Source organism: Planctomicrobium limosum (assembly GCF_051465645.1).
Taxonomy (GTDB): Bacteria; Planctomycetota; Planctomycetia; order Planctomycetales; family Planctomycetaceae; genus Planctomicrobium.
In genome coordinates this window covers 3,800,688-3,813,140 of sequence record NZ_CP195790.1, presented here as the reverse complement: position 1 = coordinate 3,813,140, position 12,453 = coordinate 3,800,688, and the positions used below count along the sequence as shown (strand labels likewise).

The following is a 12,453-nucleotide window of genomic DNA, read 5'->3' as shown; positions in this document are numbered from 1 at the left end:
TTGCTGCGCGGCCAGATGATAGACCGAACCGGTCTAGTTCTGGGGAAGATCGAGTTTCGGCGCTGTCTCCGGGATTGGACCTGTATTCTGCATCTGCTGCTTTGCCTTGGAACACGTCCGCAGTTTTTCCTGCTGGAGTAATACGTCCGGCGGAGGCACCGGATGCCAAGCTTTGCAAGGCGAACAGTACAGCGCATGAGAGAGCGTTGCTTTCGCAGTCGTCGGATGCAGAGGGATCTCAATCGTTCCCGGTGGAGCGACAAACAAGTCCTTGGACTTGGTGTCGACGAAGACTGTTGGTGATGTTCCCACTTCACGATGAGGTCGGCGTCCACAGCCGGCTGAGCTCGCGCAGAGGGTGATGATGAGTGCCAGACAAATTGACGGGCACAAAGAAAACTGACGCACTGCATTCTCCACTGAAAGTTGTCGACCGTTCAGGTTTCAACTGTGTGTGATGGATTCGAGGCAACGAGAAGATATGCCGCAGCGACTTCACTGGAAGTCAGCTGCGGCATGGCCACCTGAGAGACCGAACTGGCCTAGTCGAGGTCATACCATTCGTCGCATTTCAGTGGGTCTTGCAGACTGTTCCCAATAAAGCCCAGCCGTTCCCTCTGCATTCGCTCCACATTTCCTGAGCCGGGTTCCTTCCAGCCGAACCCCCAGGTTTCCACGTGTCCATCAAGGAAGGCGACGTTTGCGGAACCTGAGTGGCGAAAATGGATGCTTGGCATCGGCGAGGCCCAGGCGTTCGGGTAGTCGCTCGGGGTACCCAGTAGCCAGATCTCTTTGAGATTATTCTGAGTGCAACCTGGCCAGTCGACGCAGGCGAGCTGTGCTGAGTCTGCAAAAGCGATGGTTTGTGACATGGAAGTCACATCGCGGAAGCGTTTCGCGAGTGGAAGTTTGCTGTAGACGTGAGGGTAAGCATCGTAGTCCACACCTGCTCCACGTGAGAGGTAGTTTCCGTTATATCCGAAACCTGAAGCTGGTTTTCCGAAACGGACTTCACCCATCTGCTCTGGCCCAAAGTTGGGGCACTGGAAGCTGGCATAGCTTGCTTCGATGTAAGGAGCCAATGGTCCTTTGTGGTATTCAAGCTGTTTGTTCCTGTCCGGTTCGTCATAGTTCACCACGCCAAACCAGAATTGGGCGGTTCCAACATCGGCATAGGTGAGCAAACCAGGCAATCGCTTCGTGTCTTCAACGACATACGGAACCAGCATCTCGCGGTGGACGTCGGCGTAGTTGTGCATTGCAAGCACAATTTGCTTCAAGCGATTGCGGCACTCTGTTCGGCGAGCGGCTTCTCGTGCCTGTTGGACGGCTGGCAGTAACAGCGAAACCAGAATGGCGATGATGGCGATCACCACCAGTAGTTCAATCAGGGTAAATCCTGATCTTCGAGTCGAGCGGCGCAAATAGATGGGGGAAGCGTCTGCTGTGATTCTCCTGATCAGGTCAGACGGATCTCGACGGAGAGTCAGGGACGCATTCTCTGCGCACGTTGCATACTTCATGACAATTCCTCGTTGCCAGCGGTCGGCGTGATCTGATTTCAATTCAGATCGCGCAATTGACCAAGCGATCATGTGGAACGAACAGCAGGCAGGTCTTCTGGCTCTTGGATCTTCCAGTTCACGCGCCTTCCCGTACAAACGTGTCGTACAGTGGCCTTTGCGTGAATTGTCCCCAATTACAGCGGCGGGACCGCGACGGATTCACACCGTCTTCCCTATTCTCCGTTGAGAGACACTCTCTTCGGCACCTGATTCGTAATTCGTAAAATGCTAAGGCGGATTCGACGGATGTCAAATGCAAGTCATCGCTTTGATGAATGCCGATGCAAGAATCCGTCTGGCGGCACTTCCGGGAGTTTGATTAAGGTTCTCTGCGATGTAAGGCGGATCAAGTCGTTTCATTCTGGTGAACAGAACGCCGTTGTTCCTTTGATCACAAGAGTTGTGCGTATTCGCTGCCATCGATTCCGCGAGAGAGCCCAGCCGTCGAGAGGTCTCTGGAAGCGAACAGAAACGCTGCTGCTGCGGCGATGTTTAATTGTCTGAATCGGATGTGGATTGATAAAGGTGGAATGATATGAGCTTGTGGGAAATTATCCTCCTGGGCATTGTGCAGGGGATTTCTGAGTTTCTGCCCATCAGCTCCGATGGTCATCTCGTCATTGTCGAATCCCTGTTGGGGCATAACACAGAGAACTTGTCTCTGAACATCGCCCTGCACTTCGGAACGTTGATGTCCATCTTGCTTGTGTACCGCAAGGACATCATTCCGGCGTTCAAGCAACCGAAGCTTGTGCTGGCGATCATCGTCGCCACGCTTCCGGTTGTGATTGCCGCGCTGCTGTTCGGGAAAGTGTTTAAAGAAGCGTCGAACTCCTCGTTCATTGCAGGGATCGGGTTGCTCTACACAGCCGGGCTCCTGTTCCTGACTCCTCGGATCGATAACGGCAACAGGACGATGCAGGAGATCAGTATTCGTGATGCCTTTTTCATTGGCTGCCTGCAGGCACTTGCTCCATTGCCAGGCGTTTCCCGATCTGGAAGCACGATCGTGGCAGCCTTGCTGTTAGGTGTGCGTCGGGATGCTGCAGCCAATTTTTCCTTCTACATCGCTGTGCCTGCCATTGCAGGGGCGGTCATGAAAGAACTGCTGTTCGACAAACCTCCAATGACGATCGACTTTGGAAATCTGGCGATTGGAATGTTCGTCGCCTTTGTTGTCGGCGTCATTGCGTTGAAAGGGCTATTGCGAGTGGTTGCAGCGAGAAAGCTGGTCTGGTTCGGCTGGTATGTGCTCGCTCTGGCGATCTTCACGATTATTGGCAGTTTCGCCGGATGGCTGTAATTCGGCCAGTTCACGCGGCCAGTTGATGTTGGCCTGTTAACACTGACTGTCGTCACTGGTGATCTCGAAACGAAAAAGAGCCGCGCGAATCGTCGTGCGGCTCTTTCTGTTTTGAGTCACGAGAACTCTGTCAGGCAGAATCGAGTTCATCTGCTCAGAGCACTTCTCGAAATCGTGTGGCGTTCCCGGCACGTGGAACTCAGTCGCTCCTCTTATGGAGAAGGCGGCCGCGACGCCACGTGTGAGGCCAACTTGATTTAGAGTTGATAAATCCCACCGAACTTTGCTTTGAGATGACGCAGCAGCGGCTCTGAACTGAGTGGTTGCCCGGTGACAACTTCAACCAGTTTTGGAGCGGAATACCGGCGTCCGTGAGAATGAATGTTCGCTTGCAGCCAGTCTTTCAGTGGCCGAAATTCTCCTTTGCGGAACATGTCATGGAGATCGCCGAGGTCCGTATTCGCTTTTTCGAAGAACTGGCTCGCGTACATATTCCCCAGGGAGTAAGTCGGGAAGTATCCGAACAGCCCGGCACTCCAGTGAACATCCTGTAGGCATCCCTGCGAGGCGGATGTCGGAGTCATTCCGAAGTAGCTGGTGAAGGCATCGTTCCAGACATCAGGGACATCTTTGGCCGCGACGCTCCCTGAGATCAAAGCCTGTTCAATCTCGAATCGCAGCATGATGTGCAGGTTATACGTCACCTCGTCTGCTTCGACGCGAATCCAGCTGGGGCGAACATCGTTGATCACCTGATAGAACTGCTCAAGCGAGACGTTCTGCAAGGCGGCCGGGAACGCTTGTTGCGTGCGTGGATAGAAGAATTCCCAGAACGCGTGACTGCGGCCGACAAGGTTCTCCCACATGCGTGATTGAGATTCATGAATGCCGAGCGAACAGGAATCACCGGCACTTAATCCGAAGGCTTCGGTTGGAAGCCCCTGTTCATAGATTCCGTGACCAGCTTCGTGCAGTGTGCCGAACAAAGCACCTGAGAAGTGATGCTCATTGTATCTGGTCGTTAATCGGCAATCGCCAGGCCCGATCCCGGAGCAGAATGGGTGAGCCGCGATATCCAGCCGACCGGCATCGAAATTGAAGCCGATCAGCTTGGCGGCTTCGATACTCAAGTTTTTCTGAACATCAACAGGATACTGCCGTTCGAGAATGGAGATGTCAGGGTGAATCCCGGAATCGCGAATCGCGGCGACCAGCTCCACCAGATGCTCTCGCAACGGGGTGAAGACTGCGTTCAATTGCTCGGCGGTCGCACCTGGTTCGTAGTCATCCAGCAGAGCGTCGTAGCGAATGCCGCTTGCGCTTCCTTGTGCATCCGCTTCTTCCCGCTTCAGCTCGACCATCTTGGTCAGCCATGGTTCAAACTTGTCGAAGTCGCTTTGCTGTCTGGCTTCAATCCATGCTTGCTGCGCGAGCGTGGAAACACGAGAGAGTTCTTCAACAAGTCGCCGAGGGAGCTTTGTTGACTTCTCATAGTTCCGACGTGCTTCGCGTACATTCGCTGCTTCAACAGAATCGGTTCCGCCCAAGGCTGCATCGTCTGTCAGCTCCTCAAGCAGGTCTTTGATCTTGGGATGTGTGTACTTCTCGTGACACATACCTGCAAGGAGTGCGAGCTGATTGGCACGGTGTTCTGCACCGTGAACAGGCAGGTTGGTCTGCTCGTCCCATCCCAGCAATGCAGCACATGACCGCAATACCGCCTGTTCCCTGAGTTCGTCAACGAGTTTTGAATAGGCCGCAGGCAATTGACTCATCGGGCAGTGACTCCATTCCGGGACTTGGGGATCAGGTTATGACTGAGTATCAAAGCAGACACTGTCATCATCAGTTGAGCATCAGCTCTCAGGTGGCGACGAGGTCTCGTCTGCTGCAGGAGGTTTCTTTGCTGCACCTTGCTGGCGTGCGAGCTCTAATGGGGACAGCTTCTTCTCAGGTTCTGCAGCTGGTTCCGCTTTCTTCGCTGCCCCTTGCAGTCTTGCCTGTTCCAGTGGTGAGAGCTTCTTCTCTTCCGCTGGAGGGGCAGCTTGTTCTTTCGCTTTGGCGGCGCCTTGCTGACGTGCGAGTTCTAACGGGGACAGCTTCTTCTCAGGCTCGGCGGCTGGTTCCGCTTTTTTCGCAGCTCCTTGCAATCTTGCCTGTTCCAGTGGCGAGAGCTTCTTCTCTTCTGCTGGCGGAGCAGCTTGTTCTTTCGCTTTGGCGGCGCCTTGCTGGCGTGCGAGTTCTAATGGGGACAGCTTCTTCTCAGGCTCGGCGGCTGGCTCTGCTTTCTTCGCGGCTCCTTGCAATCGTGCCTGTTCCAGTGGTGAGAGTTTCTTTTCTTCAGCTGGAGGGGCAGTTTGCTCTTTCGCTTTGGCGGCGCCTTGCTGGCGTGCGATCTCAATTGGTGAAAGCTTCTTCTCAGGTTCAGCAGCCGCTTCTGCTTTCTTCTGGGCGCCTTTCAGTCTTGCTTGTTCCAGCGGTGAAAGCTTCTTCTCTTCGGTAGGTGGAGCGGCCTGTTCTTTCGCTTTGGCTGCGCCTTGTTGGCGTGCGATCTCAATTGGTGAAAGCTTTTTCTCAGGCTCAGCAGCCGGTTCTGCTTTCTTCTGGGCGCCTTGCAGTCTTGCTTGTTCCAGCGGTGAAAGCTTCTTCTCTTCTGCTGGAGGCGCAGACTGTTCCTGAGCTTTGGCGGCGCCCTGTTGGCGTGCCATCTCCAGTGGTGAAAGCTTCTTTGCTGGGGCTGGCGCTTCCGGCGATTTGGCTGCTGGTGTCGAAGTGGAAGCGGCGTCTGCCTTGTGAGCGACCACTGCCTTCTTGATTGGTGCTTCGACCGGAATCAGAAACCCGGGATCGATGTCGTACCAGCTGATGTCGACTGAGCCATCGAACTGGACGAGAGCCCGACAGTTCATGTTGATCGTTTTGACTTGTCCTGTCCGGCCGGCGAAGCGGCGCAGTTCAGGAACTCCTTCACGCACGACGACATAACGATCGGTCCATTCCCGCTTCAGTTCTTCTGCCTGCGCGATCGTCATGGAAGCACTCTGACACCTTTCCTCGGCTGGAATCGAGTTTCTCGATCATCCAGCGTAAACCTCTGTCTTGCCGGTTGGCGAACTCAATTCGACGCCTCAATCGTTATCTGAATCGTCCTGAACTTCAGTTGCAGGCGATGACTCCGGCGAACTGTTCGCTGTGGATGATGTCGCTTCGGCTGGCGAAGCATGTCCGGTTTCCGTTCTCACCCGAACCGGAGAAATCCCACGTCGCAGGGTTGTTCGCATGTCATCGAGAGAGATCTCGCGACCTGTGAAATACTTGAATTGTCTGGCCGCCTGCCGAATGAACATTTCAATTCCGCTGACGGTGATGCACCGATGCTCCCGGGCTTCCTTCAGGAACATCGTATTCTCAGGATTGTAGATCGTGTCGAAAACGACTGTTCCATCACGGAACCAGTACTGCTCGTACGGCGTCTGGTTCATCTCCGGGAACATCCCGATCGGAGTGCAGTTGATGATGATATCTGACGCCTGAGCACCGCGGTTCGCCCAGGTGACGAACTGGCATTTCAATTCGTCGGCCAGTTTCATCCCTCGTTCTTTCGAACGATTGGAGATCATGATATTGCCGCCAGCCTGTGCGGCCCCCAATGCGATCGCCCGAGCGGCTCCACCTGCTCCGAGAATGAGAACCCGTTTGCCGTTCATGGAGCTGTCTGACTTCGAGTTCAACCCGAGCTGGACACTCTCCAATGCTGCTGGCAGGTCGGTGTTGGCGGCACACCATCGCCCCTGAGCATCTTTGAACAACGTGTTTGCTGCACCGATGGCTTTAGAGGCTTCGTCGGTTCGCTGGGCGTATTTCAGCGCGGCTTCCTTGTGAGGAATTGTGACGCTGTATCCACGCAGCCCGATCGTGTCGTAGGCCTTCAGGGTTTCTTCAAACAGCTCTGGCGGGACGCGCAACGGGAGGTACACCGCATTCAGCTTCGATCGTTTGAATGCAGCATTGTGTAAAAGCGGACTCCAGCTGTGACCGACTGGATCGCCGAGAACTCCGAAGACGGCTGTCTCTGAGTTAATCTCGTCGAAGCGGTAGAGTCGCTTCATCTCGTCGAATGGCAACTGACCGGGTGCCATGACGCGGTCTTTGCTGAACGTGCAATAGGTGAACGGCGCACCGAATTTTCCACAGAGGATTCGGCTGATGATACCGAATTCGCCCATGCAGAATGCGACCGTTGGAATCTTTGCATTCTTGCAGAGATTCAGCATACGCACGTTGTCGGCTGGCGAATTCGCCATCGTGACAACCTTCACGACGTCCGCATCGAGCTTCGACAACCGCTCATGGATCTCTTCGATATCGTTCGGAGTCTCTGAGAAGTTGTGGTAGCTGATGATTCGCTTGGTTTTGCCATATCGTCGAATTGTCTTGGCGACGTCTTCTTCGAGGTCGACATATTCAACGCCGGCGACGATCCCCTCTCGCAGCAATGTCTGGCGTTGTTCTTCTGTCCCGCTGAACTGTCCACCATCGGCAGGGCGACGGCAGGTCAGAACGGTTGCCGTTGGCCGGTTCCGCAGCAGGTCTGCAAGTCGAGGCGTACGGGAGATCCAGTCGATGCGCAATTCAACGAGTTCGGCGCCCCGGTGTGCCAGAGTGAGGTGGTCCTCCAGCATCATTTTATGGCGGGTTCGTCCGAGTGTGACGCAAATCATAATGACACCAGGAACCAGAGGTTCCGTATAAAGTTCAATGACGCCAGAGCGTCTGATGTATAACAAATTCAAACGCAGGCAACGCTGCGTGTTCCCGGCAGAGTGACCTCAGTATTCGTGCTCAGCGAATGCTGGAGTGATGACTGCCTGTTGGGAGTGGTGATACGCTGGTCTTCATGGAGGTTCAGTTGATTTCCGTGGTTGCATCGAAGTGGGGACATCGACGTCAAGTCACGTGCTCAATCGGGAACCCGCAAGAAGTATAGAATCCAGCATTTTGACTGTGGATGCAAGAAACTGTGGATGTCGGAAACGGAAAAGATCATTCAGTGAGAGTCAGGGAGTTCCCGGAGCTTTCACTGATTCATTTTGCTCCGTTGCGACCGCTTCAACAGATGAAATCATTCAGCTGCCTGCCAGAAGTCACGCTCGTCGTCAGGGCCTATTCAATTTCGACACTTCGCAAAAATGCCGCCGCATCTTCTGGTGCAACAGGGTTGATGTAAAATCCACTTCCCCATTCGAATCCGGCCACTCGGCTTAATTGCGGGAAAATCTCAATGTGCCACCGGAAGTGGGGCAAATCCTGAGTGGCGAACGGCGCTGTGTGCAGGACATAGTTGTACGGCGGATCGTCGAGACCGAACTCCATTTTGGAGAGGACGGTTTTCATTACCACACCGAGATCTTCAATCATCGGTTTGGTGATGTTTTCGTAGTGGCTGGAATGGTGACGAGGAAGAATCCAAGTTTCGAACGGGAATCTGCTGGCAAAAGGGCAAAAAACGACGAAATGCTCGGTTTCGAGCACAATCCGCTTTTCTGTCGCCAGCTCCTGTTGAATCATGTCTTCGAAAATGCAGCGGCCGCGGTAATTGTAAAACTCCCGGGCTCCTTCCAACTCTTCCTGAATCGTAATCGGAATGATCGGGGTGACGATCAATTGCGAATGGCAGTGATCCAGTGATGCTCCTGCACGGGAGCCTTTATTTTTGAAGATCAACCCGTGAACGAGTCGGTGATCGCGTTTGAGGTCGACCAAGCGATCTCGATAGACCCAGAGCACTTCCTGGATGTTCTCGACAGACAGACGAGACATGTTGGTTTCGCGGTGAGGGCATTCCACGATGACTTCGTGAGCACCCAAGGCATTCATCTTGTCATAAATGCCGTCCCCACGTTTTTCGAGATTCCCTTCCACTCGAACGGCCGGGAATTTGTTGGGGATCACACGCACGCGCCAGCCCGGTCCGTTGGGGACACCACCATCGCGATACGCCAGAATCTCAGGTGTTGTGGCGTCTTCATTTCCGGCCAGAAACGGGTCGAAAGAGTCCGCGTCGAAGTCGTTGGTATTTTGAGCCAGTGTTTGTGGGCGACTCAGACGGTCTGGCGCAATGATAACCCAGCGACCGACAATCGGGTCTTTTCTGAGTTCCTGCTTTGTACCCGGCGTTGACATCGAATTCTTTCTTCGGACTGGATCGGCATTGATCCGCTGATTCAATTTGAAACGACTCAACTGGTGCGATCAGTTTTCACACGTTTCCTCGTCGGCGCCAAGATGCTGATGCCCACTGACCGACTCATTGTGGAGTGGAACAGTGGCAAGTCGCAGATTTCGCGCGTGTCATTCACTTCAATCATATTCCCGGCTTATCACTTGTGAGCCGAAATATGGTATCGAAAATCGAAAGGAGATGGGACACCAATGGGAAGCCCACCGGAGTTTTGTCCACCGCGGTGCAGGGAATTCGGAGCGATAGGTTGGCAAGCTCCGTGCGAGTGAAGGGACTGGATCAGAATGAAAAGCGATCTGCCGTCTCAGCAGCAAATCTTTTTTTGCAGTCACCAAAAAAGAAACGCGAGTTAGAACCGAAGTTCCAACTCGCGCACTCATTCTTTGGAAAAGCGACATCGGGTTGATGTCAACTTTGAATTACTCAGCGAGCTTTGGCAATTTGCCTGACTTCAGGATTTCGCCGTAGGTCAGTTCGCCTTCGCCTGACTTCGCTGATTCAGCTTTCTTCAAGCCTTCGGCGATCTTTTCGTTGCTCTTGACGTTCTTTTCGCCAAGGGCAGCGCTGACAGCCTTGCCGTAGTCACTGACGACCTTCTTGTTCTTGCCACCTTCGCCGTGACAGACGCCGCATTTCAGCTCTTCGGTCTTCGCTTTGATCCCGTCGATTTCATCGTATTTTTCTTTGAAAATCTTCAGGTACGGTGGACGAGCGTCTGCTTGCCGTGGGGCAGAGAAGCACATCATTGATGCGAGCGCGAACAGCGCAAACACCGGAGCAATTTTCTTCATCCAAGTCTCCCAGTCTCAACGGTTGATGACGCGACGGTGGAGTCCACTGCCAGAGAGCTGATCTGGCAGATCAAGTCGACGAATTGGCACTGTCCCTATGACGGCACCGTCCAGTGGTAACGATTAGAATTTTCGCTCTGAACCGTGTCAACGTATGAATTCGATCACGGCCCTATTGAGACTGAGTCGCAACTCTAATGCCAATTTTCATCGTTTTTCTCGGCAGGATTTGCCTTTAGGGCGGTTCGGGATGCGATTGGGGCAATGAATTAAACTGGTGAAGCGCAGATCAAGCTGTTCCTGAAATGCAAAATTTCGTCGCCGGACTCGTCATTCCAGTCGCTTTTTAGTGTGTTCGTGTACGACACGAAGTGCTGCGGTGAGGCTGGTGCGTCGTTGCGATGGTCAATCCACGAGGTTGAAAAAGGATAAGGGGAAGGCGATTTCTCGCCTTCCCCTTATGACTGACATTCGACAGGACTCCGGACGGCAATTAGGTGTCTCGTGCCCCTTCAAGATAAGTGTAGCCCATCAGGCTTTCTTCGTAGGTCTGGACGAAGTGACCTGCTTGAGCGTTGTCGATGCGTCCCTGTCTTACGGCATTTTCGACGTGGACCTGCACTCGGTCCATCAGGTCTTTCCCTTTGAACTGCACGTAGTCGAGAACTTCGTAAATCGTTTCACCTTTGATGATGGTCTCCAGCACTGCTTCGCCATCTTTGATATCGACGTGAACAGTGTTGGTGTCACCAAACAGGTTGTGAAGGTCACCGAGAATTTCCTGATAGGCTCCAATGAGGAAGGCCCCCAGGTAATATGGCTCGTCCTTGTACTCGTGGAGCTTCAGAGTCTTCTTCACATCACGGCGATCGATGAATGTGTCGATCTTTCCGTCTGAGTCGCAGGTGATGTCGCACAATACGGCATGACGTGTTGGTTGCTCCCTCAGGCGGTGAATCGGCATCACCGGGAACAACTGTTTGATGGCCCAGCTATCTGGCATCGACTGGAAGAGTGAGAAGTTGCAGAAGAACAGATCGGACAGCATCCGGTCGAGTCCCTGCAATTCGTCTGGAACATACTCCAGTTCTTCTGTCACTTTCCGAACCTTGTGACAGATCGCGAAGAACAGATTCTCAGCAAGGACACGCTGCTCAATCGGCAGATAACCAGTGCTGAACAGGCTCATACTCATATCGAGCGACTGCTGAGCATCGTGGTAGCTTTCCAGTGCGTTTCGTGGAGTGACCCCTTGATAGGTGCCCCACAGATCATGCAATGGTTGCTCAAAGTTCTCCGGAATGGAGGCAGGCAGCTCTGACAATTCGCCTTGGTGCGTGACTCCGAGTGTGCCGAAGATCAGAACACTGTGGAATGCTGCAACAGCGCGGCCGCTTTCTGAAATCAGATTCGGATGGGGCACACCGGCTTCGTCGCAAACTGTTTGTGTGTGATGCACAACGTCGTTGGCGTACTCTTGCAGCGTGTAGTTCATGCTCGACTGGAAGTTGGTCTGGGACCCGTCGTAGTCCACACCCAGTCCACCGCCCACGTCGAGGTACTGCAATCCGGCTCCGCGACGGTGAAGATCGGCATAGACCCGAACCGCTTCGTTGATCGCGACTTTGACCTGGCGAATATTGGTGATCTGACTGCCGAGGTGGAAGTGGAGGAGCTTGAAGCAGTCCGCCATCCCCTTGCTTTCCAGCAGGTCGAGTCCCTTCAGGATTTCGCTGACGGTCAGTCCGAACTTGGAACGATAGCCCCCTGATGACTGCCAGCGCCCTGCCCCGCGAGCAGCCAGTTTGACGCGCATCCCGATCATGGGACGCACACCGACCTTGCTTGCGAACGCAAGAATACGTTCGAGCTCGGAGTACTTCTCGACCACAGGGATGACCGTGCGGCCAATCTTGGTGGCGAGCATTGCCATCTCAATGAATTCATCATCTTTGAATCCATTACAGATGATCGGCATGTGCGGTTCAGCCATGGCAATCACGGCGAGGAGCTCTGGCTTGCTGCCAGCTTCCAACCCGAAGCCGTAGTCGCGGCCGTACTCGATGATCTTCTCAACAACTTCTCGCTGCTGATTCACCTTGATGGGATAAACGCAGGCGTAATTCCCTTTGTAATCATGGTCCTTAATGGCCTTCGCGAAGGTGTCATGCATTTCGCGCAGACGTTCCTTCAGAATGCCGTTGAACCGCAGCAGCACTGGCAGGTTCAAACCCCGGGTCTGAATGCGTTCGACCAGTTCTTTCAAGTCGATTGAATGGTTCGGATCGCGTGATGGACGAACCTCAACATGACCATTTTTACCGATGGTAAAAAAGCCATTCCCCCAACGATCAATTTCGTACAGGTCGACGGAATCAGCCAAAGACCAGGAGGCGGCGGGATCAATCATTTCTGCAGTGACTTCTTGTGAAAACAAAGAGACAGGTGGTGTCACGATGCCTTTCAATACGGAATCGCGCATTGTTCCCGAACATGTGACGTTCGGAAAGGATGTAAATCGAAAATTTTCCTAGAATTTCATGCCGGCGAAAG

9 protein-coding genes and 1 riboswitch are annotated in these 12,453 nt (G+C 53.6%); of the genes, 1 reads left to right on the top strand and 8 read right to left on the bottom strand.

Going from position 1 to position 12,453, the window contains the following annotated elements:
* Nucleotides 1-33: 33 nt before the first annotated feature.
* On the bottom strand, nt 34-408 hold the full coding sequence (locus SH527x_RS14555; protein WP_437191402.1) for a hypothetical protein: 375 nt from the start codon (nt 406-408) through the stop codon (nt 34-36).
* A gap of 134 nt (nt 409-542) precedes the next feature.
* Complete coding sequence (locus SH527x_RS14550; RefSeq protein WP_437191401.1) at nt 543-1,523, bottom strand: DUF1559 family PulG-like putative transporter; 981 nt, start codon at nt 1,521-1,523, stop codon at nt 543-545.
* A 70-nt stretch (nt 1,524-1,593) separates the two neighbouring features.
* Nucleotides 1,594-1,788: riboswitch (cobalamin riboswitch) on the bottom strand.
* Between the two features lie 312 nt (nt 1,789-2,100).
* Between SH527x_RS14550 and SH527x_RS14545 the strand changes: the two genes are divergently transcribed.
* Entirely contained in the window at nt 2,101-2,868 is a 768-nt protein-coding gene (locus SH527x_RS14545) for an undecaprenyl-diphosphate phosphatase (protein ID WP_437191400.1), read from the top strand.
* Nucleotides 2,869-3,125: 257 nt separating this feature from the next.
* On the opposite strand, the gene SH527x_RS14540 is transcribed toward SH527x_RS14545, so the two are convergent.
* From SH527x_RS14540 to speA, 6 genes are all read right to left on the bottom strand, one after another.
* Complete coding sequence (locus SH527x_RS14540) at nt 3,126-4,643, bottom strand: carboxypeptidase M32 (RefSeq protein ID WP_437191399.1); 1,518 nt, start codon at nt 4,641-4,643, stop codon at nt 3,126-3,128.
* 81 nt (nt 4,644-4,724) lie between these two features.
* Entirely contained in the window at nt 4,725-5,900 is a 1,176-nt protein-coding gene (locus tag SH527x_RS14535; protein WP_437191398.1) for a hypothetical protein, read from the bottom strand.
* A 96-nt stretch (nt 5,901-5,996) separates the two neighbouring features.
* Nucleotides 5,997-7,589 (bottom strand): shikimate dehydrogenase, encoded by a 1,593-nt coding sequence (gene aroE / locus SH527x_RS14530; RefSeq protein WP_437191397.1) that lies wholly within the window; start codon nt 7,587-7,589, stop codon nt 5,997-5,999.
* Between the two features lie 442 nt (nt 7,590-8,031).
* Complete coding sequence (gene galT, locus SH527x_RS14525; protein WP_437191396.1) at nt 8,032-9,051, bottom strand: galactose-1-phosphate uridylyltransferase; 1,020 nt, start codon at nt 9,049-9,051, stop codon at nt 8,032-8,034.
* Nucleotides 9,052-9,528: 477 nt separating this feature from the next.
* Nucleotides 9,529-9,900, bottom strand: coding sequence for a hypothetical protein (locus SH527x_RS14520; protein ID WP_437191395.1), 372 nt, complete (start codon nt 9,898-9,900; stop codon nt 9,529-9,531).
* Nucleotides 9,901-10,393: 493 nt separating this feature from the next.
* The gene (gene speA / locus SH527x_RS14515; RefSeq protein WP_437194634.1) at nt 10,394-12,310 is read right to left on the bottom strand and encodes a biosynthetic arginine decarboxylase; all 1,917 of its coding nucleotides are present in this window, start codon (nt 12,308-12,310) and stop codon (nt 10,394-10,396) included.
* Nucleotides 12,311-12,453: the final 143 nt, after the last annotated feature.

Bases quoted from the DNA above. Each gene is read 5' to 3' on its own strand.
- SH527x_RS14550 (WP_437191401.1), bottom strand. From the start codon at position 1,523: ATGAAGTATGCAACGTGCGCAGAGAATGCGTCCCTGACTCTCCGTCGA.
- SH527x_RS14540 (WP_437191399.1), bottom strand. From the start codon at position 4,643: ATGAGTCAATTGCCTGCGGCCTATTCAAAACTCGTTGACGAACTCAGG.
- SH527x_RS14535 (WP_437191398.1), bottom strand. From the start codon at position 5,900: ATGACGATCGCGCAGGCAGAAGAACTGAAGCGGGAATGGACCGATCGT.
- speA (WP_437194634.1), bottom strand. From the start codon at position 12,310: ATGATTGATCCCGCCGCCTCCTGGTCTTTGGCTGATTCCGTCGACCTG.
- galT (WP_437191396.1), bottom strand. From the start codon at position 9,051: ATGTCAACGCCGGGTACAAAGCAGGAACTCAGAAAAGACCCGATTGTC.
- SH527x_RS14545 (WP_437191400.1), top strand. From the start codon at position 2,101: ATGAGCTTGTGGGAAATTATCCTCCTGGGCATTGTGCAGGGGATTTCT.
- aroE (WP_437191397.1), bottom strand. From the start codon at position 7,589: ATGATTTGCGTCACACTCGGACGAACCCGCCATAAAATGATGCTGGAG.
- SH527x_RS14520 (WP_437191395.1), bottom strand. From the start codon at position 9,900: ATGAAGAAAATTGCTCCGGTGTTTGCGCTGTTCGCGCTCGCATCAATG.